This is a genomic window from Bradyrhizobium sp. 2TAF24, assembly GCF_052115025.1.
Classification (GTDB): Bacteria; Pseudomonadota; Alphaproteobacteria; order Rhizobiales; family Xanthobacteraceae; genus Bradyrhizobium_A.
This window is the reverse complement of sequence record NZ_JBFRFW010000006.1, coordinates 122,139-147,471: the sequence shown is the minus strand read 5'-3', so window position 1 is coordinate 147,471 and position 25,333 is coordinate 122,139. Positions and strand designations below refer to the sequence as shown.

The following is a 25,333-nucleotide window of genomic DNA, read 5'->3' as shown; positions in this document are numbered from 1 at the left end:
ACAAGTACCCGTTTGCAGTGATTAGCGGCTCGAACCTCTCGGGTCCAGTCGAAGCGAGGCAGACAGATGAGCGATCAAACAGGCCGCGAGGCGGCGCGGATGTCCCGCAGAAGCGCGATAGGTATTGGGGTGGGGGTTGCGGGGTTGGCCGCCGTGCGAGGGGCTGCGCGGGCGGAAGCGCCGGGCGGTGATGCCGCCTCCGTCGCCTCGGTGGACGTCGTGGTCGTCGGGGCGGGGTTTGCGGGGCTGACCGCGGCACGGGCGCTTCGTGCTGCCGGCCACAGCGTGGTGGTGCTGGAGGCGGATGACCGCGTGGGCGGGCGCACCAAGCCCGGAAGCATCGTCGGCGAAACCGTCGACCTCGGCGGCCAGTGGGTCGGCCCGGCGCAGGACAGGCTGCTGGCGCTCGCCAGGGAATACGGGGTCGCCGTCTATCCTCAATTCACCTCGGGAAAGAATATCGTCGACCTCGCCGGACACCGCGCGACCTACGAGGGCGAGACGCCGGCCCTCGGCCCGATGGCTCTGGCCGAGTTCGCCCTGGTGATCGGCAAGTTCGAGGCGCTTGCCCGCCAGGTTCCGGTCTTGCGTCCCTGGGAGGCGCCCGGCGTCGAAGCGATCGACGCTCAGACCATGGAGACCTGGATTCTCGCCAATGCGCGGTCGTCCGCCGTGCGGTCGGCGATGCGGCTCCTCATCCGCACCCTGGCCTGCGCCGAAGCAGGCGAGGTCTCGCTTCTTGCCATGCTGGCCATGGCGTCTTCCGCGGGCGGATTCAACGAGATGGTTTCCACGCGGGGCGGCGCGCAGGATGCAATGCTGGAGGGCGGGGTCTGGCAGCTCGCGGCCAGGATGGCCAGGGAGCTCGATCCTGCGGTGGTTCTGGAGGCGCCCGTGACCGCCATCGCCCAGGACGAGACCGGCGTCTCTGTCTGGGCAGGCCGGCGCAAATGGCGCGGAAAATATGTCATCGTCACCGCGCCGCCTTCGCTGGCGGCGCGGATCGCGTATCGGCCGGCCTTGCCGGCGTTGCGGGACGGACTCATGCAGCGCATGCCAATGGGCTGCGTGATCAAGGCGCACATCGCTTATGCCCGGCCGTTCTGGCGCACGCAGGGCCTGACAGGCATGGTGCTCTCCGACAGCACGGAGTTCGGGCCATGGTTCGATCACTCACCCGTGCGAGGCGCGACGGGCGGTCTGGTCGGTCTTTTTACAGGGAAGAGCGCCCGGCGCTGGGCGGAGCGATCGCCGCAGGCCCGACGCGATCAGGTCCTCAAGGATGTTGCCGCCTATCTTGGCGACGAGGCCTTGAAGCCCATCGACTACATCGAGGAAGTCTGGGCCGCGGCGACATGGCAGCGCGGGGGGTACAGCTCGGCGCCGGCGCCTGGGGTGCTCAGCGCGTTCGGTCCGGCGCTGCGGGAGCCGGTCGGCCGCCTCCATTGGGCGGGGACGGAGACCGCCGAGGCTTTCTCTGGCTATATCGAGGGGGCCATCCGGTCCGGCGAGCATAGCGCCCAGGAGGTTGCTCGACGTCTGTGAGCGATCGTCGCGTGGAATGGCGTCGCACGACCAAGCCAGAACGTGCAGCCCTCGTCGTGCAATGGAGGCCGTCGGGAGCGTGCCGCCCCGCCGCTATCCCTTGACGCAGAAAACCTCTCAAATCGCGCAAATCGATCGGGTTTTGCTATCGCAGCATAAGACCCGCACCCTTGATCGATTCCAGGTTTTTATTCAGCGTCCGCCCCAACTTGATCAAGCCGGGTGGATGCGCGGATGGGACTTCAGCAGTCGTTTGGCGGCAGGGCGGAACCTGTAAGCGAGCCTTGGAACGAGCCTTGGAACGAGGAGCGCGCGCGGGAAATCATCGCCGGGCACCGGCACCTCGACGGGCCGACCTTGCCCATTCTCCACGCCCTGCAGGAGGCATTCGGCTTCGTTCCGGAAGCCGCCATCCCGCTGGTCGCCGAGGCGCTGAACCTGTCCCGCGCCGAGGTCCACGGCGTCGCCACCTTCTACCACGATTTCCGCCGTGCTCCGGCCGGCCGTCATGTCGTCAAGCTGTGCGGTGCGGAGGCCTGCCAGGCCATGGGCGCCGATCATCTCGCCGCCTGCGCCGAGAAGACGCTCGGCGTGAAGCTGGGCGAAACCACGGGCGACCGCCGGGTGACGCTGGAGCATGTCTACTGTCTCGGCCTGTGCGCGGTCGCGCCGTCGGCGATGATCGACGGCCGCCTCGTTGGCCGGCTGGACGAAACGCGCCTCGATGCGCTGCTGGCGGAGACGCGGTCATGAGCCTCAAGATATTCCTGTCGCGGGATGCCGCCTCCATCGCCGTCGGCGCCGACGGCGTCGCGGACGCCCTTGTCCGTGCGGCCGAAGGTCGCGGCCTTGCCCTCGATCTCGTCCGCACCGGCTCGCGCGGCCTGTGCTGGCTGGAGCCGCTGGTCGAGGTCGCGACCCCGGCCGGCCGCGTGGCCTATGGGCCGGTGACCGCCGCCGATGTGCCGGCGTTGCTCGACGCGCTCGCCGCCGATGGCGCCCATCCGCTGCGCCAGGGGGCGACCGACGACATTCCCTGGCTCAAGCGCCAGACCCGCCTGACCTTCGCGCGCTGCGGCGTGATCGATCCGCGCTCGCTCGACGACTACCGCGCTCATGGTGGCTACCAGGGCCTTGCGAAGGCACTGACGTTCGATGGCGCCGGCATCGTCGCCGAGGTGCTGGCGTCCGGCCTGCGCGGCCGCGGCGGCGCAGGCTTCCCCACCGGGATCAAGTGGCGGACCGTGGCCGAGGCGGCCGGGCCGCAGAAGTACGTCGTCTGCAACGCGGACGAGGGCGATTCCGGCACCTTCGCCGACCGCATGATCATGGAAGGCGATCCCTTCCTGCTCATTGAAGGCATGACCATCGCCGGCATTGCCGTCGGCGCCACCAAGGGCTTCATCTACATCCGCTCCGAATACCCGCACGCGATCGCGGCGATGGAAGCGGCGATCGTCGCCGCGCGCCAGGGCGGCATGCTCGGCGCCTCCGTCGCCGGCTCGGCCCATGCTTTCGACATCGAGGTGCGCACGGGCGCTGGCGCCTATGTCTGCGGCGAGGAGACCTCGCTGCTGGAGAGCCTGGAGGGCAAGCGCGGCCTCGTGCGCGCCAAGCCGCCGCTGCCGGCCCACAAGGGCCTGTTCGGCAAGCCCACGGTGATCAACAACGTGCTGTCGTTCACGGCGGTGCCGTTCGTTCTGGCCGAAGGCGCCAAGGCCTATGCCGACTACGGCATGGGCCGCTCGCGCGGCACCATGCCGATCCAGCTCGCCGGCAACATCCGCCATGGCGGCCTGTTCGAGACCGCGTTCGGCGTCACGCTCGGTGAACTGATCGATGACATCGGCGGCGGCACCGCCACGGGACGGCCAGTGCGCGCGGTGCAGGTCGGCGGCCCGCTCGGCGCTTACTTTCCGCGCGCGCTGTTCGACACGCCGTTCGACTACGAGGCGTTCGCCGCGCGCGACGGTCTGATCGGCCATGGCGGCATCGTGGTGTTCGATGACACCGTCGACATGTCGAAGCAGGCGCGCTTCGCCATGGAGTTCTGCGCCATCGAGTCCTGCGGCAAGTGCACGCCCTGCCGCATCGGCTCGACCAGGGGCGTCGAGACCGTCGACAAGATCCGCGCCGGCTACAACGTCGCGGCCAACCTGACGGTGCTGACCGATCTCTGCAACACCATGAAGTTCGGCTCGCTGTGCGCGCTCGGCGGCTTCACGCCGTATCCGGTGATGAGCGCGCTCAAGCATTTCCCCGAGGATTTCGGCCCAGCGCAAGCGCCGCTGCAGGCCGCGGAATGAGGAAGGCACGTCATGTCGCTGGTGCATGAGATCGATTACGGCACGCCGCGGTCCAAAGCCGAGAAGATGGTCAACCTGACCATCGACGGCCGCCAGGTCACGGTGCCTGAGGGCACCTCGATCATGCGGGCGGCGATGGAGTCGGGCACGCAGATCCCCAAGCTCTGTGCCACCGACATGGTCGATGCGTTCGGCTCCTGCCGCCTGTGCCTGGTGGAGATCGAGGGCCGCGCCGGCACGCCGGCGTCCTGCACCACGCCGGCCACCGAGGGCCTCGTGGTCAAGACCCAGACCGACCGGCTCAAGCAGCTGCGCAAGGGCGTGATGGAGCTCTACATCTCCGACCATCCGCTCGACTGCCTGACCTGCGCCGCCAACGGCGACTGCGAACTGCAGGACATGGCCGGCGCGGTCGGCCTGCGCGACGTGCGCTATGGCTATGACGGCGAGAACCACGTGTCCGCCACCTGTCATGGCGAGGACAACGCCAACTGGTTGCCCAAGGACGAGTCCAACCCGTACTTCACCTATGACCCCTCGAAGTGCATCGTGTGCTCGCGCTGCGTGCGGGCCTGTGAAGAAGTGCAGGGCACCTTCGCGCTGACCATCGCCGGCCGCGGCTTCGACAGCCGCGTGTCGCCGGGCATGAGCGAGAGCTTCCTCGGCTCCGAGTGCGTGTCGTGCGGCGCCTGCGTGCAGGCATGCCCGACCGCGACGCTGACCGAGAAGTCGGTGATCGAGATCGGCCAGCCCGAGCATTCCGAAGTCACCACCTGCGCCTATTGCGGCGTCGGCTGCACCTTCAAGGCCGAGATGCGCGGCGAGGAAGTGGTGCGCATGGTGCCCTACAAGGACGGCAAGGCCAACCGCGGCCACTCCTGCGTCAAGGGGCGCTTCGCCTGGGGCTATGCCACGCACCGCGAGCGCATTCTGAAACCGATGATCCGCAAGAATATCTCTGATCCCTGGCAGGAGGTGAGCTGGGAGGAGGCGTTCAGCTACGCTGCGTCCGAGTTCGCCCGGATCCAGAAGACCTACGGCCGGGACTCGGTCGGCGGCATCACCTCGTCGCGCTGCACCAACGAAGAGACCTATCTGGTGCAGAAGCTGATCCGTGCCGGCTTCGGCAACAACAACGTCGACACCTGCGCCCGCGTCTGCCATTCGCCCACCGGTTACGGCCTGTCGCAGGCGTTCGGCACCTCGGCCGGTACCCAGGACTTCGACTCCGTCGAGCAGACCGACGTGGTCATCGTGATCGGCGCCAACCCGACCGATGGCCATCCGGTGTTCGGCTCGCGGCTGAAGAAGCGGCTGCGCCAGGGCGCCAAGCTGATCGTGATCGATCCGCGCCGTACCGATCTCGTGCGCTCGCCGCATATCGAAGCGGCGTATCACCTGCCGCTGATGCCGGGCACCAACGTCGCCGTGCTGACCGCGCTGGCCCATGTCATCGTCACCGAGGGCCTCGTCGACGAGCCTTTCGTGCGCGAGCGCTGCGACTGGAGCGAGTTCGAGGACTGGGCGGCATTCGTGTCGCTGCCGCAGAACAGCCCGGAGGCCACCGCACTCGCGACTGGCGTCGATCCCATCGCGCTGCGCGGCGCCGCGCGGCTGTTCGCCACCGGCGGCAACGGCGCGATCTATTATGGCCTCGGCGTCACCGAGCACAGCCAGGGCTCGACCACGGTGATGGCGATCGCCAATCTGGCGATGGCGACCGGCAACATTGGCCGTCCGGGCGTCGGCGTCAATCCGCTGCGCGGCCAGAACAATGTGCAGGGCTCCTGCGACATGGGCTCGTTCCCGCACGAACTGCCGGGCTACCGCCACATCTCCACGGATGCCGTGCGAGAGACCTTTGAATCGCTGTGGGGCGTCAAGCTCAACAACGAGCCGGGCCTGCGCATCCCGAACATGCTGGATGCCGCCGTCGACGGCAGCTTCAAGGCGCTCTACGTGCAGGGCGAGGACATCCTGCAGTCCGATCCCAACACCAAACATGTCGCCGCCGGCCTTGCCGCCATGGAGTGCGTCATCGTTCACGACCTCTTCCTGAACGAGACGGCGAATTACGCACACGTGTTCCTGCCGGGCTCGACCTTCCTGGAAAAGAACGGTACCTTTACCAATGCGGAACGCCGGATCCAGCGGGTGCGAAAGGTGATGTCGCCACGCAACGGCATGGAGGACTGGGAAGTCACGATCGCTCTGGCCAAGGCGATGGGTTACGAGATGCACTACGAGCATCCCTCAGAGATCATGGACGAGATCGCGGCGCTGACGCCGACCTTCACAGGCGTGTCCTATGCCAAGCTCGACGAACTGGGATCGGTGCAATGGCCGTGCAACGAGAAAGCGCCGGAAGGCACGCCAGTGATGCACATCGGCGGCTTCGTCCGCGGCAAGGGCAAGTTCGTCATCACCGAATACATCCCGACCGACGAGCGCACCGGTCCGCGCTTCCCGCTGCTGCTGACCACCGGCCGCATTCTCAGCCAGTACAATGTCGGCGCGCAGACCCGCCGCACCGCCAACGTGGTCTGGCATGAGGAGGATCGCCTCGAGATCCATCCGCACGACGCCGAGCAGCGCGGCGTCCGCGACGGCGACTGGGTGACGCTGACCAGCCGCGCCGGCGAGACGACGCTGCGCGCGCTGATCACTGAACGCGTCGCCCCAGGCGTGGTCTACACCACGTTCCACCATCCCGACACGCAGGCCAACGTGGTCACCACCGACTTCTCGGACTGGGCCACCAACTGCCCCGAGTATAAGGTGACGGCGGTGCAGATCCGGCCCTCGAACGGGCCCAGCGACTGGCAGAAGCGTTATGACGAGCAGGCGCGGCAGTCGCGTCGGATATCTCCCATGGAAGCTGCGGAGTAGATATTGCCCAAACCCGTCCACATCGCCCATCGCGGGATCTGGCGCGACAACAGCGGCTTCAGTGCCGGCGATCGCGCGATCCCGGAGGAGACCGCGATCGCGCTGTCCTATGACGGCGGCACCTATGCGGTGATGATGGGAACGCCGACCGATCTCGAGGATTTTGCCGTCGGCTTCAGCCTGTCGGAAGGCGTGATCGACACCAAGGACGACATTGTCTCGCTCGACGTCGTCGAACTCGACGATGGTATCGACGTGCGCATGTGGCTGGAGACGTCGCGCGCGACGCGTCTCGGCGAGCGGCGGCGCCATATCGCGGGGCCGACCGGCTGCGGTCTGTGCGGCATCGACTCGATCGCGGAGGCGATGCGCCCGGCCGCCGTCGTCGATCCCGGCATCCAGGTGTCACCGCAGCAGGTCATGGCGGCGATGCAGGCGCTGGCGCCGCTGCAGAAGCTCAACATGAAAACCCGCGCAGTGCACGCAGCGGCGTTCTGGCTGCCCGAGCGCGGCATCGTCGAGTTGCGGGAGGACGTCGGTCGCCACAATGCGCTCGACAAGTTGGCGGGCACGGTGGCGCGCCAGGGGCTGTCGGCCATTGAGGGGATCGTGCTGTTGACCAGCCGCGTTTCGGTCGAAATGGTACAGAAGACCGCGGCGATGGGCGCCTCGATGATCGTCTCGGTGTCGGCGCCGACGGCGCTCGCGGTGCGGATGGCGGAGGCCGCCAACATCACCTTGTGTGCCATCGCCCGGGCCGACGGCTTCGAGCTATTCAGCCATTCGCATCGTGTGTCGACGGGAGTTTCGATCGATGTCGCCTGACAGATTGGTCCACATGGCCAACCAGATCGGCAGTTTTTTCAGAAGCCAGGGCGATGCCAGGGCGGCTCCCGGAATCGCCGAGCACATCAACAAGTTCTGGGACCCCCGTATGCGTTCCGCGATCCTGGCGCATTGGGAGGCCGGCGGCGAGGGGCTCGATCCGCTCGTGCGCAGCGCGATGGAGGGGGTAAGGCGACCAGGAGCGCAATAGTCGCTTGGGACGACAGACCGCCTCGCCAATGAAGGCGGCTGCCATGGGGAGAAAACGAATGGCTACTCTGGACAATGCGGGGGCAGTGCCCGCAACGGGCGCCGGCATCCTCGACCGCGAACGCATCATCGCGACGGCGGGCTTCAATCGCTGGCTGGTGCCGCCGGCGGCACTCTGCATCCATCTGTGCATCGGCATGGCCTACGGCTTCAGCGTGTTCTGGCTGCCGCTGTCGCGCGCCATCGGGCTGGCGGCGCCCAAAGCCTGCCCGGACATGTCGATCGTGCAGGAGCTGTTCACCACCACCTGCGACTGGCGCGTGTCCAGTCTCGGCTGGATGTACACCCTGTTCTTCGTCCTGCTCGGCGTGTCCGCGGCGCTGTGGGGCGGCTGGCTCGAGCGGGCGGGACCGCGCAAGGCCGGTGTCGTTGCGGCGTTCTGCTGGGCCGGCGGCCTCGTGCTCGGCGCGATCGGCGTTTTCACCCATCAGCTCTGGATCCTGTGGCTCGGCTCCGGCGTGATCGGCGGCGTCGGGCTTGGCCTTGGCTACATCTCACCGGTCTCGACCCTGGTGAAGTGGTTTCCGGATCGCCGCGGCATGGCCACCGGCATGGCGATCATGGGGTTTGGCGGCGGCGCCATGATCGGCGCGCCGCTTGCCGACCTCTTGATGAACAACTTCAAGACCACGACCTCGGTCGGCGTCTGGGAGACCTTCCTTGCCATGGGCGCGATCTATTTCGTGTTCATGATGATCGGCGCGTTCCGCTATCGCCTGCCGCCGTCCGGCTGGCGGCCCGACGGCTGGACGCCGCCGGCCGAAACCAAGTCGATGATCACCCAGCACCACGTGCATCTCGACAACGCGCACAAGACGCCGCAGTTCTGGCTGATCTGGTGGGTGCTGTGCCTCAACGTCTCGGCCGGCATCGGCGTGATCGGCATGGCGTCGCCGATGCTGCAGGAGATCTTTGCCGGCTCGCTGATCGGCCTGCCGGACGTCAAGTTCAACGCCCTCAGCGCTGAACAGAAGGTGGCGATTGCGGCGGTCGCGGCCGGCTTCACCGGGCTGTTGTCGCTGTTCAACATCGGTGGCCGATTTTTCTGGGCGTCGCTGTCCGATCACATCGGACGCAAGCGTACCTACTACACATTCTTCCTGCTCGGCATCGCGCTCTATGCGTTGGCGCCGTCATTCGCCGCGCTCGGCAGCAAGGCGCTGTTCGTGCTGGCGTTCGGCATCATCCTGTCGATGTATGGCGGCGGCTTCGCCACCGTGCCGGCCTATCTCGCCGACATGTTCGGCACCCAGTTCGTCGGCGCGATCCACGGCCGGTTGCTCACGGCCTGGTCGACCGCCGGCATCATCGGACCGGTGGTGGTGAACTACATCCGTGAGGCGCAGCTCGCCGCCGGCGTGCCGCGCGACCAGCTCTACAACACCACCATGTACATCCTCTGCGCCATGCTGGTCGCCGGTCTGATCTGCAACTACCTGATCAAGCCGGTCGATCCGAAGTGGTACATGAGCCAGGAGGAGGTCGCGAAGCTGCAGGCGGCGACCAAGGGCGCGTCGTCAGGGCCGACGGGTTCGTTCGGCATCGGCAAGGGCGGCCTCGACCTGCCGGCGCTGGCGTTCTGGGCGTTCGTCGGCATTCCGCTGGCCTGGGGCGTCTGGATCACGCTGAAGAACGCGGTCAGGATCTTCTGATCGCCGGCACACGACGGGGCGAGGCGGCAGGGCGACCTGCTGCCTCGCCCGTGTGTTCTGCGGGATTCGTGGTTGGGGCTCGACCTTCGGACTTGGCTTTGTGGCGCTGGCGGTCGATAAGCGCGATCATGTCTTGCGACGCGCGCCCGTGACCGTCTCCCCGTCTTCCCAGATTTCCGAGCGGACCGTCGCCGTGATCGGCGCGGGCCCCGCCGGCCTGATGGCCGCGGAGACCATCGCGGCCGGCGGTGGCCGTGTCACCCTTTATGACCGCATGCCGTCCGCCGGGCGCAAGTTCCTGATGGCCGGCCGCGGCGGGCTCAACATCACCCACGGCGAGCCGCTGTCGGCCTTCATGGCGCGCTATGGCGCTGCCGAGCCGCTGCTGCGCGCGGCGATCGACGCGTTCTCGCCGGCGGACTTGCGGGCCTGGTGCGCGGCGCTTGGCCAGCCGACCTTCGTCGGCAGCAGCGGCCGGGTATTTCCCGAGGCGCTGAAGGCGTCGCCGCTGCTGCGCGCCTGGTTGCGCCGCCTGGAGGGGCAGGGCGTGACGCTGGCGCTGCGCCACCATTGGACCGGGTGGGCGGAAGACGGCCATTTGCGGTTCGAGACCCCCCATGGCCTGGTGCATACCGCGGCGGACATGGTCGTGCTCGCGCTCGGTGGTGCGAGCTGGCCGCGCCTCGGCTCCGATGGCTCCTGGCAGGCGATCCTCGCGGAACTCGGTATTGCGATCACGCCGCTGCGGCCCGCCAACAGCGGCTTCCAGGTCGCCTGGTCCGCGCTGTTCCGCGACCGCTTCGAGGGCACGCCGCTGAAAGGCATCGCGCTGACCTTCGGTGCCGCGACCAGCCGCGCCGAGCTGGTGGTGACGCGCGAGGGGCTCGAAGGTGGCGGTGTGTACGCGCTGTCGGCGGTGCTGCGCGAGGCGATCGCGCGGGATGGGTTCGCCGATCTCGTCATCGCGCTGCGTCCGGATGCGACCGCGGCGGAGTTGGCCGAGCGCCTCGCGGCGCCGCGCCGCAAGCAGTCGCTGTCGACCTTCCTGCGAAAGGCGCTGGGACTGTCGCCGGTCGCGGTGGCGCTGCTGCAGGAGAGCGCCATCGCGCGCGGGGGGAACCTCGCTGCGCTGTCGCCTGCCGATCTCGCCGCGGCAATCAACGCAGTGACGGTGCGGCTCACCGGCACCGCGCCGCTCGACCGCGCCATCTCGACCGCGGGCGGTGTTGCCTGGGACGAAGTCGATGCATCGTTCATGCTGCGGCGGCTGCCCGGCGTGTTCGTCGCCGGCGAGATGCTGGACTGGGAGGCGCCGACCGGCGGCTACCTGCTGCAGGCCTCTTTCGCCACCGGCGCGGCGGCTGGGCGCGGCGTGCTCGACCGGCTGCGCGGGGAGGCTGTGCAGTGACGGGCGGTTACGACGATCCGGTCCGGGTGACGAGATCGGTGATGAGTGCGAGCAGCCCGAACAATCCGGCGACGGCGCACACCGCGCTCCAGCCGCCGAGCGACCACGCCGTCGCGGCTGCGGCGGCGCCGATCGCGCCGCCGATGAAGAACAATCCGACGAACAGCCCGTTGAGGCGGCCGCGCGCTTCCGGCCGCAGCAGGTTGACCGCGCGGCGGCCGAGCGTCTGGTCGACCGTGACGCCCATGTCGAGCACCACCGTGCCGATCACCAGCAGCGCCAGCGCCGCGACCTGCGAGTCGATCATCGCGGCCGCGGCGCAGAGCGCACAGGACAGGATGATGGCGAGATGCGAGGCGATCAGCAGCGGACGCGCGTAGCCGCGGTCGCCGAGCCGGCCGGCGAGCGGCGTTGCCACGGCGCCCGCGGCGCCGACGAGGGCGAAGGCGGCGATGCCGCGGGCGTCGAGTTGGAACGGCGCGGCCGCCAGCCGCAGCGCCGCGGCCGCCCAGTACGCCGTGAAGGAGGCCATCACCAGCGCCGCGGTCCACGCCCGCACCCGCAGCACCGGCTCCTCGCGCCACAGCGTCCAGAACGAGCCGAGAAGATGGAGGTAGCCGACCTCAGCGGCGGGGCGCAGCGACGGCAGGCGGGCGCCGAGCGCCACGCCCAGCAGGGCGACGGACGCCGCGGAAAGCGCGTAGTAGCCGCGCCAGCTCCACAGGTCGGCGATGAAGCTCGCCAGCGGCCGCGACAACAGGATGCCGACCATCAGCCCGCCCATCACCTCGCCGATGACCCGGCCGCGGTCGGCTGGCGGGGCCATCGCGGCGATCAGCGGCACCAGCATCTGGATCGCAGCGCACGAGCCGCCGAGCACGAACACCGCGACCAGCAGCAGTGTCGGCGTGGGGGCGAGCGCGGTGCACAGCGCGGCGACGACCGTGCCGCACAGCGTCGTCAGGATCAGGCGCTTGTTCTCGATGCGGTCGGCGAGCGGCACCAGCAGGAACAGGCCGAGTGCGTAGCCGAGCAGGGTGAGGGTGCTGATCAGGCCCGCCTGGGCCGCGGTCATGTGCAGTGCCGGGCCGATCTGGCCGACGAGGATCTGCGGCGCGAACAGGTTGGTGACGATGACGCCGGTCGCGATCGCGCCGAGCCAGATGAAGGAGCGCGTCACGGTTGTCGTGACGGGTGCGGTGGTGGTGTCGCTGGCGCTCATGAAACCCTCGAAGTCGTTGCGGAAGGGCCTTTAAGCAGCCGCGGGATTATGCGACAATTGAAATGGTTTGATATTCAATATGCGAGATATTTATGAATACCAACGACCTCCTGGCGTTCGTCGCGGTGGTGGAAACCGGATCGATCGTGGCGGCGTCGGCGCGGCTCAATCTCACCCAGCCCGGCGTGACGCGGCGGGTGCAGAACCTCGAGCAACTGCTGGGCGCTGAACTCCTCGACCGGCAGTCGAAACCGCTGCGGCCGACGGTGGCGGGGCGGGAAGCCTACGAGCACGGGCGGCGGGTGCTGCGCTCGCTGGAGGACCTGAAATCGGGCGTCGCGCACGATGGTGTGGTGCGCGGCGAGTTCCGGCTCGGCATCACGCCCTATCTGTCGGAAAGCGGGCTGACCGGCCCGCTCGATGCGCTGCGCGGCGCGTTTCCGTCACTCGCGGTGCGGGTGGTGTCCGGCTGGTCGCCGGAGCATATGGCGCGGGTCGGTCGCAACGAGCTCGACGCCGCGGCGGTGTGCCTGCCCGATGGCATGGCGCCGGCGGCGGATCTTGCGGCGGATGATCTCGGCGCGCAGCCAGTGCTGTTCGTGGTGGCCCGCGATATGAAGATCGGCAAGTCGGTTGATTTGGAAACGCTGTCGCAGATGACCTGGGTGATCAACCAGGACGGCTGCGGCTTTCGCCAGGTGCTCAAGCGCCACTTCGATGTCGCGCATCTGCCGTTCAACGTGGCCGTCGAGGCACTGGATTCGGAGTTGCGGCTGTCGCTGGTGGCGCGTGGGCTCGGCGTCGGCATCGCGACGCCGGTGGCGCTGAAGCGCAGCGCGTATCGCGGCAAGCTCAAGGCGATCAAGGTGCCGGGCTTCACGCCGGCGGTGCGCGCCTGGGTGGTGCACCGTCCGCCGGCCGGGCGGCTGGAGCGGCCGATCGCCGTGTTTCACGACGCGCTCGACCGCGAGCTCCGGGCTCTGGTCGGCGGTTGAGCGAGGGCGGTGGCTGACGGATCGTCGTTCTTGTCGCGGTGGCTGGATATGCGTACCCTGCCATTATGCCCGCTCGTCGCGATGTCCTGAAAGCAACAGCCTCTATGGGGCTTGTCCTGATGGCCGGCGACACTTCGTCTGCGACCCCGGACGGCACCACGGCCCGCCGCCTTGGCTATCGGATGCCGCTGGAATCCGAACCGCATACTCGCACTTTCATGCAATGGCCGTCGCGTGCGGCGATCTATGGCGGCGCGAAGGAGCTGGAAGCCGTTCGCAGTCGCATCGCATCGATCGCGCAAGCGATCGTGCGTTTCGAGCCCCTCGTGATGTTGGCGCCAGCCACACAGGTTGCTGCGGTCCATCAGCGGCTCGGCACGCAGATCGAGGTCTGGCCGATCGAAACCGATGATCTCTGGTGTCGTGATGCCGGACCGACCTTCGTGCGTTCGGCGGACGGCGGGTTGGCCGTCGCGGAGCTGAATTTCAATGGGTGGGGCAACAAGCAGCCCCATGCCGCCGATGGGCAGGTTGCGAAGCGCGTCGCTCAGAAGCTTGGGCTTCGCGTGTTCGACAGTGGTGTTGTCGGGGAAGGCGGCGGGATCGAGACCGATGGTGCCGGAACGCTACTGGCCCATGAGAGCTCGTGGGTGAACGCCAACCGCAATCGGCGCGCGAAGGCGGAGATCGAGCGGTTGTTGCTGGACGCCCTCGGGGGCGAGCGCATGATCTGGGCGCCGGGCGTCAAGGGCGCTGACATCACCGACTATCACATTGATGCCCTTGCACGGTTCGTAAAGCCAGGGCAGGTCGTCATCCAGTTGCCGCGGAAGAAGGATAGCAATGATCCCTGGAGTGTCGCGGCGTTCGAGACCTGTGAGATCCTCACGCGGGCGACGGACGCGGCCGGTCGACGTCTCGACGTCGTCGTGATGCCCGAGCCGGATCCCGAGCGTATCCGGTCTTCCTCGGACGACTTCGTGTCAAGCTACGTCAATTACTATGTCTGCAACGGCGCCGTCATCGGAGCGGAGTTCGGTGACGACAAGGCCGATGCGGCCGCACAGGACTTGCTGCGCCAGCTCTATCCGGGCCGCGAGGTCGTCAGCCTCGACATCGATCCGATCGGGGAGGCCGGAGGCGGCATCCATTGTGCCACCCAGCAGCAGCCGGCCGGAGCGGCGTAGCGGCAGAGGCGCGCGCGTCGCCGGGAAGGCCCGCGCTCAGCCCTGCTCGATCTCCTCGCGCAGGATTTCGAGCTCCAGCCACTTCTCCTCGGCCTCGTGCAGCTTGGCATGCGCCGCCGCGAGCGCGGCCGAGCTGTCGTCGAATGCCTTGCGGTCGCGGCTGTACAGCGCCGGATCGTCGAGCCGCTTCTGGTGCGTGGCGATGTCGGCCTGCAGCTTCGCCATGGTCTTCGGCAGCGTTTCCAGCGCATGCTTCTCGTTGAAGCTGAGGCGGCGCTTGGGGGCGGCGGCAGGAGCGGAGGTCTTCTGCTCCTTCGGTTCTTTCGCGGCCTTTGCGGCCTTCGGCGCGTCGCGTCGCAGATCCTCGCCGCGTTGCGTGAGCATGTCGCTGTAGCCGCCGGCATATTCGAGCCAGCGGCCGAGGCCGTCGGGGGCGATCACGGACGTCACGACACGGTCGAGGAAGTCGCGATCGTGGCTGATCAGGATGACGGTGCCTTCGTAGTCGCCGAGCAGCTCCTCGAGCACGTCGAGGGTTTCGAGGTCGAGGTCGTTGGTCGGCTCGTCCAGCACCAGCAGATTGGAGGGTTTGGCCAGCGCGCGGGCCAGCATCAGCCGGCCGCGCTCACCGCCTGACAGCACCTCAAGCGGCGTGCGCGCCTGCTCCTGGGCGAACAAAAAGTCCTTCATGTAGCCGATGACATGCCTGGGCTTGCCGCCGACCATGACATGGTCGCCGCGGCCACCGGTCAGCGCCTCCGACAGCGTCGTCCTGGGATCGAGACTCTCGCGATGCTGGTCGAGGGTCGCCATCTCGATGTTGGCGCCGAGACGGATGCTGCCGCTGTCCGGGGCGAGCCCGCCGGTCAGGATGTTGATGAGGGTGGTCTTGCCGGCGCCGTTCGGCCCGATGATGCCAAGGCGGTCGCCGCGCTGGATGCGAATGGAGAAATCGCTGACCACGGGGCGGTCGCCCCAGGCCTTGGTGACATTCTTGGCCTCGACCACCAGCGTGCCGGAGGTCTCGCCGGTAGCGGCCGTCAGAGTCGCCTTGCCGGCAGCGCCGCGGTAGTCGCGGCGCTGGTCGCGCAGCGAATGCAGGTTGGCGAGGCGCTTGACGTTGCGCTTGCGCCGGCCGGACACGCCGTAGCGCAGCCAGTGCTCCTCGGCGACGATCTTGCGGTCGAGCTTGTGCTGGTCGCGTTCCTCGTCTGCCAGCACCTCGTCGCGCCATTCCTCGAAGGCGCCGAAGCCGCGCTCGATGCGCCGGGTCTGGCCGCGGTCGAGCCACACCGTGCTGCGCGACAGGTTGGAGAGGAAGCGCCGGTCGTGGCTGATCAGCACCAGCGCGCAGCGGCGGCTCAAGAGCTCGCTTTCCAGCCACTCGATCGTCGTCAGGTCGAGATGGTTGGTCGGCTCGTCGAGCAGCAGGATGTCGGGCGAGGGGGCGAGCACGCGCGCGAGCGCGGCGCGGCGCGCCTCGCCGCCGGAGAGGTTCGTGGGATCTTCCTCGCCGGTCAGGCCGAGCTGTTCGAGCAGGTAGCGCGCCGGGTGGACGTCGTCGCCCGGGCCGAGGCCGGCCTCGACATAGGCGAGCGTGGTGGCGACGCCGGAGAAGTCCGGCTCCTGCGGCAGATAGCGGATGGTGGCGCCCGGCTGCACGAAACGCTCACCGCGGTCGGCCTCGATGAGCCCCGCGGCGATCTTCAGCAGCGTCGACTTGCCCGAGCCGTTGCGGCCGATCAGGCAGACCCGCTCGCCGGCGGACACGTTGAGCTCGGCCGACTGCAGCAACGGCGTGCCGCCGAAGGTCAGCGCGATATCCTTCATCTGGATCAGGGGAGGAGCCATGATACGGTCTTCAGGTCTGTTGGGCGCGCTGCAGGCGCCGGATGGTCTGGTCGAGCGCGGACAGGAACGTCGAGCGGTCGCGCGGCGAGAACGCGCGCGGGCCGCCGGTGACGTCACCCGCCGAGCGCAGGTCGGTCATCAGGTTGCGCACGGCGAGGGCCATGCCGATCGAATCCTCGGTGAAGGCCTTGCCGTTCGGCGCCAGCACGGCGGCGCCGGTCTTCACACAGCGGCTGGCGAGCGGGATGTCGGCGGTGACGACGATGTCACCCGGACCGGTACGCTCGGCGATCCAGTCGTCGGCGGCGTCCATGCCGTCGCCCGCCGCCACCCGCTCGATGAGCGGATGCTGCGGCACCCGCAGGAAGCCGCCGGCCACCACGGTCACCCGCAGGTGATGCCGTTCGGCGACCCGGTAGATCTCGTCTTTCACCGGGCAGGCATCGGCATCGACATAGATGCGGCCAGTTGGTGGCGGGGTGGTCATGCGGTGGTTGCGGATGCCTTTGGTTCGGTCGCGACGGGGTAGCCCAGCGGCGGCCGGATTGCGAGTAAAAACCACGCCTTAGACAGGGTTGCGGATGCGGTTTGTTGGCGTACCATCGTGTCATCAACAACAGCGGACCTGCGATCCGCGGGAGGAACCATGGAATTGACGCCGTACCGGGTCGTGGCCTGCAATCTCGCCAAAAGCTCAGAAAACAAGATGCACGACGACACAGTGGCCCGGCAGTTCGGCTTTGTCGGTGGCCTCGTGCCCGGCGTCGACGTTTTCGCCTACATGAGCCATGTTCCGGCGCAGGTATGGGGCCGAGCCTTTATCGAGCGCGGCTGGATGCAGGGGCGCTTCCTCAAGCCGGTGTACGATGGCGAGACGGTCGAGGTCTCGGCGCGCGAGGCGGACGGTGGTCTTGCGATCGAACTGCGCAGCCGTGGCGAGCTCTGCGGCACGGCCATCGCGACGCTGCCGGATGCGCCACCGCCGCTGCGGCTCGACGATTTCGTGGCCATGGGCCCTGTGGCCCGGCGCCCGCCGGTGGGCGAAGACACCTACCGGACGGGGGCGTGGCTTGGCATTGCGGCGTATCGCCAGGATGCGGTCGAACGGCGCGACTACCTCCGCGACATCCACGAGGCGGCGCCGGTCTACGCCACCGAGGCGATTCTTCACCCGGGCACGCTGCTGCGTACGCTGAATTCGGCCCTGAAGGAGAATGTCGTCCTCGGCCCCTGGATTCATGTCAGCAGCGCGCTGCAGCACCTTGCGCCGGCCTTCGCTGGCGACGAACTGACGGTGCGGGCTCAGGTCGCCGACAACTACGAGCGCAAGGGGCACCGGTTCGTCGAGCTTGACGGCGTCGTCGTCGCCAATGGCAGCCGCGCGGTTGCCCGCTGCCGCCACGTCGCGATCTACCAGCCCCGGGAGGCCGCCGTCGCCTGACGGGCGGCGAAGGCCCTGCGTCCCCAGCGAGGTGGCCGGGCTACACCCTGCCGAGCAGGGCGAGGGCGGTGACCGGCAGGCGCGAGCCGCGTTGCGCGGTGCGCACGATGGCGTCGGCGATGCGCGGCTCGACCGCGGCCGGCAGGTCGTGGCCCATGCCGTCGATCACCATGAACTCCGCTCCGGGGATTGCGGCAGCGGTATCCGCACCGCAGGCCGGGGGAATGAGTGGGTCGTCGGCGCCGTGGATCACAAGCGTCGGTGCGGTGATCGCCGCCAGTGCGGCGCGACGGTCCCCGGTGATGGCGATGGCTGCGATCTGGCGGGCGAAGCCGGCCGGATCATAAGCGCGCCGCACTTCCTCACGGACGAGCGCGCGGTATGCCGCCACATCAATGGGATAGTCCAGTCCGGTGATGCGTTGCGCGAACGTCTGCGCGCGGTCGAGATAGCCCTCAATGTCGACGGACGGATCGGGCATCGGCCGCGTCAGCATCGCCATGACGTCCGGCGCCGCCTGCGGCAACTGCGGATTGCCGGTGCTCGACATGATCGAGGTCAGCGACAGCGCGCGGTCGGGATGGGCGCTCGCCACGACCTGGGCGATCATGCCGCCCATCGAGCGGCCGACGAGATGGGCGCGCGGGATCGCCAGCGCATCCATCAGGCCGACGGTATCGCCGGCCATGTCATGCAGTGTGTAGGGCACGTCCGGTCGACCGCCGGCCATCAGCGCGGTGGCGAGGGCGCCGAAGTCCGGCGCCGGATGCGTGCTGAAATGTGTCGAGCCACCGGCGTCGCGGTTGTCGAACCGGATCACGCGATAGCCGCGCGCGACGAGGGCGGCGCAGAACGGCGACGTCCAGCGGATCATCTGGGTGCCGAGGCCGGCGATCAGCAGGATGGGCTCGGCGCGCATGTCGCCGAAGTCGTCATAGGCGATGGTGATGCCGTTGGCGGTCAGGGTCTTCATGGTGGCGTCCGACGGTTGTGCGGTGGCCCGCGCGATGTGGTCTGTCGGACGATTTATTACCCGGGTGATATCTGACGATCAATATCACCCGGATAATATTTATACGAAGCCGGGCAGGAAGACTCAGGCGGCCGCGGTTCCCGCCTTCACCGCCTTGGCGTCCTGGATCGCCCGCCACACCCGTTCCGGGGTCAGCGGCATGTCGATGTGGCTGATGCCGTATTCCGACAGCGCGTCCACCACCGCGTTGACGATGGTCGAGAGGCTGCCGGCGCAGCCGGCTTCGCCGCATCCCTTGGTGCCGAGCGGGTTGGACGTCGCCGGAGCCGGGTGGTCGCCGAGGGTGATCGGCGGAATGTCGCCGGCGCGCGGCAGGGCGTAGTCCATGAACGAGCCGGTCACCGGCTGGCCATTGCTGTCGTAGCGCACACACTCCATCAGCGCCTGGCCGATGCCCTGCACCACGCCGCCATGGACCTGGCCGGCGACGATCATCGGATTGACCACGGTGCCGAAGTCGTTGACGCCGCTGTAGCCGACGATCTCGACAACGCCGGTGTCGGGATCGACCTCGACCTCCGCGACATGGCAGCCATTGGGGAAGGTGGAGGGCACTTCCTTGGTGGTGTGATCGACGTCGAGCGAGGTCGGCGCGCCCTCGGGCAGGCCGCCTGTGCGCAGGCGTTGCGCGAGGTCCATGATGCCGATGCTGCGGTCGGTGCCCGTGATGGTGAAGCGCCCGCCGCTGAACTCGATGTCACCGGGCGCAGCTTCCAGCACGAAGGAGGCCGCGGACTTGCCCTTCTCGATGACGAGATCGGCAGCCTCGACGATCGCCATGCCGCTCGCGGTGATCGAGCGCGAGCCGCCGGTGCCGTTGCCGGTGTGGACGATGTCGCTGTCGCCCTGCATCAGCGTCACCGCGTCGAACGGCACGCCGAGCCGCTCGCACAGCACCTGGGCATACGGCGTGGCGTGGCCCTGGCCGTAGTCGAGCGTGCCGGTCGCGATCTCGACATGGCCGTCCGGCTTGAAGGCGATCTTGCCGAGCTCGACGCCGGGAGGCGCGGTGATCTCCAGATACGAGCCTACGGCGATGCCGCGCAGCTTGCCGCGCTTGCGGCTGTCGCGCTTGCGCCTGGCGAAGCCGGCATGGTCGGACAGCTTCAGCGCGTCGTTGAACACGCCCTGGAAGTCGCCGCTGTCGTAGGTCAGGCCGTTGGCGGCGGCGTAGGGAATCTGCGCCGGCTTGATGAAGTTGCGCCGGCGCAGCGCCAGGCGGTCGATGCCCATCTGGTCGGCGGCGAGGTCGATCAACCGCTCCAGGAAGTAGTTGGCCTCGGGGCGGCCGGCGCCGCGATAGGCGCCCATCAGCGTGGTGTTGGTGACCGCGCACTTGATCGCCACCTCGATCAGCGGCGTGCGATAGACGCTGGCGATGTTCTTGGCGATGTTGATCGACAGCGGCACCGGCGCGACGCCCATGATGTAGGCGCCGAGATTGCCGTAGCCCGACACACGCACCGCGAGGAAGCTGCCGTCGGCGGCGAGCGCAAGCTCCGCGACAATGTCCTGGGCACGGCCGTGGCTGTCCGAGAGGAAGCTGGTCGAGCGCTCGTCCGTCCACTTCACCGGGCGATTGAGCTCCCGCGCCGCGTGCAGGATGCACATGTATTCCGGATAGTTGACGTTCTTCATGCCGAAGGAGCCGCCGACATTGTGGGTCAGCAGGCGGACCTTGTCCTTCGGCAGGTTGAGATTCTTCGCGAGCATGGTGCGGTTGCCGGCAACGCCTTGCGTTGGCGCGTGCAGGGTGAAGTGGCCGTCCGCCTTGTCGTAGACGGCAAGGCCCGAGCGTGGTTCCATCGGCACCACCGCGAGGCGGGTGTTGGCGATGTCGAGCTTCACCACATGGGCGGCCTTGGCGAAGGCGGCGTCGACCGCGGCGGTGTCGCCGGAATGGAAGTCGAGCGCCACGTTGTTCGCGATGTCGTCATAGAGTTGCGGTGCGCCCGGTTTGGTCGCAGCCTCGGCATCGGTCACCGCCGGCAGCGGATCGATGTCGACGGAGACGGCTTCTGCGGCATCGCGGGCCTGGGCTTGCGTTTCGGCCACCACGAAGGCCACGGGATCACCGACGAAGCGCACCTTGTCGCGGGCGAGTGGCGGGCGGCGGGTCTGGCGGACCGGCGAGCCGTCACGGCTCTTGAGCGGCACCGCGGTGCCGAACGTGCCATAGCCCGCCGGTTCCAGATCCGCCGCTGTCCATACCCCGAGCACGCCGGGCATGGCACGGGCAGCCTCGGTATCGATGCCGCGGATCACGCCATGGGCATGGGCGCTGCGGACGATCCAGGCGTAGGCCTGCTTGGGCAGGCTGAGGTCGTCGGTGTAGGTTCCCTTGCCGCGGACCAGGGTATCGTCCTCCTTGCGGCGGACGGGCTGGCCGACCCCGAATTTTTGCGTTGCAATAGCGTTCTCGAAGGTGCTGCCGAGGGGGCGGTCCTGCATGGAGACATGTCCGGTCTGGAGGCGTGCATCAGCGGCGTGGAGGCGCGCGAACCGCGTTTCAGAAGGCCGCTCGACCAGAGATAGTGCAGCTTTCGCTCCTGCACAACGCCACCTGGAACATGCCGTATCTGCACGATGGTTGCACCAGATCGTCCGGCTGATACACTTCGTGCGAGCAAAGATTTGACCCGTCGCCGCAGGCCGGTGCCGGAGAACGGACTTGTATGATGGAAGAGACACGGCTCCGTGACAGCCGTGAGCTGCGCGGAGAGCCGGACATCTCGGGCGTCGCCATCGGCGCGGGCGGGGCGGTGCCTCTGACCCATGGCGTCGGGGGGACGCAGGCCGCGTCCGGGGCCGTTTATGCGGCACTCGACCTCGGCACCAACAACTGCCGTCTGCTGATCGCGCGTCCGGCGGGCGAGAGCTTTCGCGTGGTCGATTCTTTCTCGCGGATCATCCGTCTCGGGGAAGGTGTGTCCACCACCGGGCGGATCAGCGAGGCGGCGATCGAGCGTGCGATGGCGGCGCTTGCGGTATGTCGGGACAAGATGGTTGCCCGCAACGCGCGCCGGCTGCGCCTGATCGCGACGGAAGCCTGCCGCGCCGCCGAGAATGGCGACGCGTTCCGGTCCCGCGTGGCCGACGAGCTTGGCATCCGCCTGGAGGTGATCGACCGCGAGACGGAGGCGGGGCTCGCGGTGACCGGCTGCTTGCCGCTGGTGGATGCGGCCGCCTCCGGCGCCATCCTGTTCGACATCGGCGGCGGTTCCACCGAACTGGTCCGGCTCGACCGGCCCGGTGGCCAGCGCCATGGCAGTCCGGCAATGGCCGGTTGGGCCTCGATCCCGCTCGGCGTGGTGACGCTGGCGGAGCGGTTCGGCGGCAGGGCGGTGACGCGGCAATCCTACGACGCCATGGTCGCCGAGGTTGCGCGGCATCTCGCGGCCTTTGCCGCGGCCCATGGCAAAGATCTTGCGGGCATGCACCTGCTCGGCACGTCCGGCACGGTCACCACCATCGCCGGCGTCTACCAGAATCTCGCGCGCTACGACCGTCGCCGCATCGACGGTATCTGGATGAACGACGCCGACGTCAGCCATGTCATCCAGAGCCTGCTTGCCACGAGCTACACCGACCGCGCCGGCAATGCCTGCATCGGGCCGGACCGGGCTGATCTCGTGCTCGCCGGCTGCGCCATCCTCGACGCCATCCGCAACGCTTTTCCGCTGCCGCGGCTGCGGGTCGCCGATCGCGGCCTGCGCGAAGGCATGCTGATCGAGATGATGCGCGAGGACCACGCCATCGCCGCGGCGTGAGCTGACGGCACAACTCGCTCAAGCTTTGCCAATCGACCGAGCTAAGTCAGCGCCAACCTTAACCCTCATCCTGAGGAGCCCGCGCAGCGGGCGTCTCGAAGGATGAGGCCCGTACGGCTCATTGGCCTCATGGTTCGAGACGCGCGGCCTTGCCGCGCTCCTCCCCATGAGGGGATAGAATGCGATGGAGCGAACGATTTTGACCCTCGTTCGTGKTTTTGACCCTCGTCCGCCGCTCTGGCCAGGGCGGCGCGGCTCTGTTAGAGGCATCCCATCATGGCCAAGGATGACACCGGACGGCTGCACGTCACCGTCAAGACCGGCGGCAAGCGCAAGCTGTCCTCAAAGCTCTGGCTCGAACGCCAGCTCAACGATCCGTACGTCGCGCAAGCCAAGCGCGACGGCTATCGCTCGCGCGCGGCGTACAAGCTCAAGGAGATGGACGACAAGTACAAGCTGCTCAAGAGCGGCCAGGCGGTCATCGACCTCGGCGCCGCCCCGGGCGGCTGGAGCCAGATCGCCGCGCGCAAGGTCGGCTCCGTCGAGGGCCGCGGCAAGGTGGTGGCGATCGACCTGCTGGAGATGCCCGAAATTCCGGGCGTGGACTTCGCCCAGCTCGACTTCATGGCCGAGGAGGCGCCGGCGCGGCTGCGCGAGATGCTCGGCGGCGGCGCCGACGTCGTAATGTCGGACATGGCGCCCAACACCACCGGCCATCGCAAGACCGACCAGCTGCGCATCCTCGGCATTGTCGAGAGCGCCGCGGCGTTCGCGCTGGAGGTGCTCAACCCCGGCGGCACATTCCTGGCGAAGGTGTTCCAGAGCGGCGCGGATGCCTCGCTGCTGGCGGAGCTCAAGCGCGACTTCGCCGTGATCCGCCATGTCAAGCCGGCGGCGAGCCGGCAGGATTCCTCCGAGCGCTACCTGCTGGCGACCGGCTTTCGCGGCCGGGCCGAGTAGCCTGTTTCCGCCGGGATCAGGGCGGGCCTCCGACACGATCGTTCGATAACGGTTAGGCAGAGATTCCGGGTTTACGCCTGCGGCGTGCCCCGGAATGACATCTCTTTGCAGCCGTCATTCCGGGATGGCCCGAAGGGCCAGACCCGGAATCTCGACCGACATCTCAAACGCTGTGCTCGGGGGACGTGGAGAGCGGTCAATCGCCCTACAGGAGGCCCGTGCGTTGCAGCTCATGGGCCTCATGGTTCGAGACGCGCGGCTTTGCCGCGCTCCTTGCCATGAGGAGATAGAATGCGACGCAGTTTGAGCGAGCTTCGGCTTCAATCACCTCACAACTTGTGGTCGCGGGCATCCGCAGTGCCTTCGCTGGCTTTCTTCTCGACACCCTTGGTTGCGCCCTTTCGGCTGGAGATCTCGGCGGCCTTGCGGCCGGAGATCTCGTGGCCGGCGTCCGGCGGCAGCTGGTAGAAGATGATCGACGACAGCGCGGTGATGGCGGCGACCACCAGGAACGCCGGCCAGAAGTCCTCCGCCGACAGCGTCGTGGCATGGCGTAGCAGCATGGTGCTCTCGACCGAGAACGCGCCGATGGCGACGCCGGCGGAGATGGCGAGCTGCTGGTTGACGCTGACGATAGTGGTGGCGCGGCTGAGCTGCGCCTGGTCGATCTCGGCATAGGCGATGGTGTTGATCGCGGTGAACTGCAGCGAGCGGAAGAAGCCACCGACGATCAGGATGATCAGGATCAAGAGCAGCGGCGTTGCCGGCGTGAAGATGGCGCAGGCGGCGAGGAAGGCGGCGCTGACCACGGCGTTGACCGTCATGATGTTGCGGAAGCCGAAGGCGCGGATGATGCGCGCCGCCAGCGTCTTCATGCCCATGGCGCCGACCGCTGAGCCGAACGTCACCATGCCGGACTTGAACGGCGACAGGCCGAAGCCGATCTGCATCAAGAGCGGCAGGAGGAACGGCAGTGCGCCGATGCCGACGCGGAACATGAAGCCGCCGATCAGGCTGGCGCGCATGGTAGAGAGGCGCATCAGCGAGAAGTCGAGCACCGGCGAGGAGGTCGCGCGGGCGTGCTTGACGTAGAGCGTCATCGAGATGGCGCCGCAGACGATCAGCAGCATCACCACCTCCCACGGCAGCAGGTTGAGGCCGGCGACCGACAGGCCGAAGGCGAGGCCGGCGAGCCCGATGCCGGCAAGCATCAGCCCCTTGAGGTCGAACGGCTCGGGATGGTCGCTGCGGATCGGGTCGATGTAGCGCTGCGCCATGAAAATGCCGAGCAGCCCGATCGGGATGTTGATCAGGAAGATCCAGTGCCAGGAGAAGTAGGTGGTGATGAAGCCGCCGAGCGGCGGGCCGATCACCGGGCCGATCAGCGCCGGCGTCGTCAGCCAGGCCATGGCGTTGACAAGGGCGCTCTTGTCGATCGAGCGCACCAGCACGAGGCGGCCAACCGGGGTCATCATCGCGCCGCCGATGCCCTGCAGGATGCGGGCGAACACGAACTGGGTGATGGAGGAGGAGAGCGCGCAGCCGATCGAGCCCAGCATGAACACCGCGATCGCGGTGCTGAACACCGTGCGGGCGCCAAAGCGGTCCGCGGTCCAGCCGCTCGCGGGAATGAACACTGCCAGCGAGAGGAGATAGGAGGTGATGGCGAGCTTCAGCGTCAGGGGGCTCGTTCCGATGTCGGCGGCGATCGCCGGCAGCGAGGTGGCGATCACCGTGGAGTCCATGTTCTCCATGAACAGCGCGGTGGCCACGATGAGGGGGATGAGGCGTTCCTTCTGCATGCGTGACGTCGAACCCCGGTTGGCTGCTGCAAGATGGCCGAAAACGGCAAGGACTCCATTGTCCGTCTGATAGGCCACCGCCCGGATTGGTCAATCAAATCCTTGGGGCGTCGCGGGCCGCGGGGCGGCTTGCGCCCCCGAGGCGTAGTCCGGTGCCCAGCAGTATTTGGAAGCCGT

Annotated in this window: 19 protein-coding genes; 13 read left to right on the top strand and 6 right to left on the bottom strand. The window is 68.0% G+C overall.

Going from position 1 to position 25,333, the window contains the following annotated elements; translation table 11 throughout:
* Positions 1-66: 66 nt before the first annotated feature.
* From AB4Z37_RS11740 to AB4Z37_RS11705, 8 genes are all read left to right on the top strand, one after another.
* Positions 67-1,545 (top strand): flavin monoamine oxidase family protein, encoded by a 1,479-nt coding sequence (locus AB4Z37_RS11740; protein WP_441516907.1) that lies wholly within the window; start codon positions 67-69, stop codon positions 1,543-1,545.
* A gap of 234 nt (positions 1,546-1,779) precedes the next feature.
* Positions 1,780-2,298 carry a formate dehydrogenase subunit gamma gene (locus tag AB4Z37_RS11735; protein ID WP_441516906.1) on the top strand — a complete coding sequence of 173 codons (519 nt, stop codon included), beginning with the start codon at positions 1,780-1,782 and terminating at the stop codon, positions 2,296-2,298.
* Positions 2,295-3,851 (top strand): formate dehydrogenase beta subunit, encoded by a 1,557-nt coding sequence (locus AB4Z37_RS11730; protein WP_441516905.1) that lies wholly within the window; start codon positions 2,295-2,297, stop codon positions 3,849-3,851. Before AB4Z37_RS11735 ends, AB4Z37_RS11730 begins: the two co-directional genes overlap by 4 nt.
* 12 nt (positions 3,852-3,863) lie before the next feature.
* Positions 3,864-6,740, top strand: a complete 2,877-nt coding sequence (gene fdhF / locus AB4Z37_RS11725) for a formate dehydrogenase subunit alpha (protein WP_441516904.1) — start codon at positions 3,864-3,866, stop codon at positions 6,738-6,740.
* A gap of 3 nt (positions 6,741-6,743) precedes the next feature.
* Entirely contained in the window at positions 6,744-7,565 is an 822-nt protein-coding gene (fdhD, locus tag AB4Z37_RS11720) for a formate dehydrogenase accessory sulfurtransferase FdhD (RefSeq protein ID WP_441516903.1), read from the top strand.
* Complete coding sequence (locus AB4Z37_RS11715) at positions 7,555-7,776, top strand: formate dehydrogenase subunit delta (protein WP_441516902.1); 222 nt, start codon at positions 7,555-7,557, stop codon at positions 7,774-7,776. Before fdhD ends, AB4Z37_RS11715 begins: the two co-directional genes overlap by 11 nt.
* Positions 7,777-7,834: 58 nt before the next feature.
* A complete protein-coding gene (locus AB4Z37_RS11710) occupies positions 7,835-9,487 on the top strand; it encodes an OFA family MFS transporter (RefSeq protein ID WP_441516901.1) in 1,653 nt (550 codons plus the stop codon).
* Between the two features lie 148 nt (positions 9,488-9,635).
* Complete coding sequence (locus tag AB4Z37_RS11705; protein WP_441516900.1) at positions 9,636-10,895, top strand: NAD(P)/FAD-dependent oxidoreductase; 1,260 nt, start codon at positions 9,636-9,638, stop codon at positions 10,893-10,895.
* A gap of 7 nt (positions 10,896-10,902) precedes the next feature.
* On the opposite strand, the gene AB4Z37_RS11700 is transcribed toward AB4Z37_RS11705, so the two are convergent.
* Entirely contained in the window at positions 10,903-12,117 is a 1,215-nt protein-coding gene (locus AB4Z37_RS11700; RefSeq protein ID WP_441516899.1) for an MFS transporter, read from the bottom strand.
* A gap of 92 nt (positions 12,118-12,209) precedes the next feature.
* On the opposite strand from AB4Z37_RS11700, the gene AB4Z37_RS11695 reads away from it, so the two are divergent.
* Positions 12,210-13,112: a LysR family transcriptional regulator gene (locus AB4Z37_RS11695; RefSeq protein ID WP_441516898.1), complete on the top strand. Its 903-nt coding sequence runs from the start codon at positions 12,210-12,212 to the stop codon at positions 13,110-13,112.
* A 119-nt stretch (positions 13,113-13,231) separates the two neighbouring features.
* Positions 13,232-14,299, top strand: coding sequence for an agmatine deiminase family protein (locus tag AB4Z37_RS11690; protein WP_441516897.1), 1,068 nt, complete (start codon positions 13,232-13,234; stop codon positions 14,297-14,299).
* Between the two features lie 36 nt (positions 14,300-14,335).
* Here AB4Z37_RS11690 and AB4Z37_RS11685 read toward each other — a convergent pair whose 3' ends face one another.
* Together AB4Z37_RS11685 and AB4Z37_RS11680 are read right to left on the bottom strand one after the other, a co-directional pair.
* Entirely contained in the window at positions 14,336-16,150 is a 1,815-nt protein-coding gene (locus tag AB4Z37_RS11685) for an ABC-F family ATP-binding cassette domain-containing protein (RefSeq protein WP_441516896.1), read from the bottom strand.
* A gap of 10 nt (positions 16,151-16,160) precedes the next feature.
* The gene (locus tag AB4Z37_RS11680) at positions 16,161-16,637 is read right to left on the bottom strand and encodes a YaiI/YqxD family protein (protein WP_441516895.1); all 477 of its coding nucleotides are present in this window, start codon (positions 16,635-16,637) and stop codon (positions 16,161-16,163) included.
* Between the two features lie 159 nt (positions 16,638-16,796).
* On the opposite strand from AB4Z37_RS11680, the gene AB4Z37_RS11675 reads away from it, so the two are divergent.
* Positions 16,797-17,591, top strand: a complete 795-nt coding sequence (locus tag AB4Z37_RS11675) for a hypothetical protein (protein ID WP_441516894.1) — start codon at positions 16,797-16,799, stop codon at positions 17,589-17,591.
* Between the two features lie 40 nt (positions 17,592-17,631).
* Here AB4Z37_RS11675 and AB4Z37_RS11670 read toward each other — a convergent pair whose 3' ends face one another.
* Together AB4Z37_RS11670 and AB4Z37_RS11665 are read right to left on the bottom strand one after the other, a co-directional pair.
* A complete protein-coding gene (locus tag AB4Z37_RS11670) occupies positions 17,632-18,564 on the bottom strand; it encodes an alpha/beta fold hydrolase (protein WP_441516893.1) in 933 nt (310 codons plus the stop codon).
* 123 nt (positions 18,565-18,687) lie between these two features.
* A complete protein-coding gene (locus AB4Z37_RS11665) occupies positions 18,688-21,075 on the bottom strand; it encodes a xanthine dehydrogenase family protein molybdopterin-binding subunit (RefSeq protein WP_441516892.1) in 2,388 nt (795 codons plus the stop codon).
* 224 nt (positions 21,076-21,299) lie between these two features.
* On the opposite strand from AB4Z37_RS11665, the gene AB4Z37_RS11660 reads away from it, so the two are divergent.
* Together AB4Z37_RS11660 and AB4Z37_RS11655 are read left to right on the top strand one after the other, a co-directional pair.
* Entirely contained in the window at positions 21,300-22,394 is a 1,095-nt protein-coding gene (locus AB4Z37_RS11660) for a Ppx/GppA phosphatase family protein (protein ID WP_441516891.1), read from the top strand.
* A 276-nt stretch (positions 22,395-22,670) separates the two neighbouring features.
* Positions 22,671-23,354: an RlmE family RNA methyltransferase gene (locus tag AB4Z37_RS11655; RefSeq protein WP_441516890.1), complete on the top strand. Its 684-nt coding sequence runs from the start codon at positions 22,671-22,673 to the stop codon at positions 23,352-23,354.
* A 329-nt stretch (positions 23,355-23,683) separates the two neighbouring features.
* On the opposite strand, the gene AB4Z37_RS11650 is transcribed toward AB4Z37_RS11655, so the two are convergent.
* Positions 23,684-25,156, bottom strand: coding sequence for an MFS transporter (locus AB4Z37_RS11650; protein ID WP_441516889.1), 1,473 nt, complete (start codon positions 25,154-25,156; stop codon positions 23,684-23,686).
* Between the last annotated feature and the right edge of the window lie 177 nt (positions 25,157-25,333).

Excerpts from the sequence above, each read along its gene's own strand:
- AB4Z37_RS11680 (WP_441516895.1), bottom strand. The coding sequence starts at position 16,637 with ATGACCACCCCGCCACCAACTGGCCGCATCTATGTCGATGCCGATGCC.
- AB4Z37_RS11710 (WP_441516901.1), top strand. The coding sequence starts at position 7,835 with ATGGCTACTCTGGACAATGCGGGGGCAGTGCCCGCAACGGGCGCCGGC.
- AB4Z37_RS11660 (WP_441516891.1), top strand. The coding sequence starts at position 21,300 with ATGATGGAAGAGACACGGCTCCGTGACAGCCGTGAGCTGCGCGGAGAG.
- AB4Z37_RS11715 (WP_441516902.1), top strand. The coding sequence starts at position 7,555 with ATGTCGCCTGACAGATTGGTCCACATGGCCAACCAGATCGGCAGTTTT.
- AB4Z37_RS11685 (WP_441516896.1), bottom strand. The coding sequence starts at position 16,150 with ATGGCTCCTCCCCTGATCCAGATGAAGGATATCGCGCTGACCTTCGGC.
- fdhF (WP_441516904.1), top strand. The coding sequence starts at position 3,864 with ATGTCGCTGGTGCATGAGATCGATTACGGCACGCCGCGGTCCAAAGCC.
- AB4Z37_RS11695 (WP_441516898.1), top strand. The coding sequence starts at position 12,210 with ATGAATACCAACGACCTCCTGGCGTTCGTCGCGGTGGTGGAAACCGGA.
- AB4Z37_RS11730 (WP_441516905.1), top strand. The coding sequence starts at position 2,295 with ATGAGCCTCAAGATATTCCTGTCGCGGGATGCCGCCTCCATCGCCGTC.
- AB4Z37_RS11690 (WP_441516897.1), top strand. The coding sequence starts at position 13,232 with ATGGCCGGCGACACTTCGTCTGCGACCCCGGACGGCACCACGGCCCGC.
- AB4Z37_RS11740 (WP_441516907.1), top strand. The coding sequence starts at position 67 with ATGAGCGATCAAACAGGCCGCGAGGCGGCGCGGATGTCCCGCAGAAGC.
- AB4Z37_RS11675 (WP_441516894.1), top strand. The coding sequence starts at position 16,797 with ATGGAATTGACGCCGTACCGGGTCGTGGCCTGCAATCTCGCCAAAAGC.
- AB4Z37_RS11670 (WP_441516893.1), bottom strand. The coding sequence starts at position 18,564 with ATGAAGACCCTGACCGCCAACGGCATCACCATCGCCTATGACGACTTC.
- AB4Z37_RS11735 (WP_441516906.1), top strand. The coding sequence starts at position 1,780 with ATGGGACTTCAGCAGTCGTTTGGCGGCAGGGCGGAACCTGTAAGCGAG.
- AB4Z37_RS11650 (WP_441516889.1), bottom strand. The coding sequence starts at position 25,156 with ATGCAGAAGGAACGCCTCATCCCCCTCATCGTGGCCACCGCGCTGTTC.
- AB4Z37_RS11700 (WP_441516899.1), bottom strand. The coding sequence starts at position 12,117 with ATGAGCGCCAGCGACACCACCACCGCACCCGTCACGACAACCGTGACG.
- AB4Z37_RS11655 (WP_441516890.1), top strand. The coding sequence starts at position 22,671 with ATGGCCAAGGATGACACCGGACGGCTGCACGTCACCGTCAAGACCGGC.
- AB4Z37_RS11665 (WP_441516892.1), bottom strand. The coding sequence starts at position 21,075 with ATGCAGGACCGCCCCCTCGGCAGCACCTTCGAGAACGCTATTGCAACG.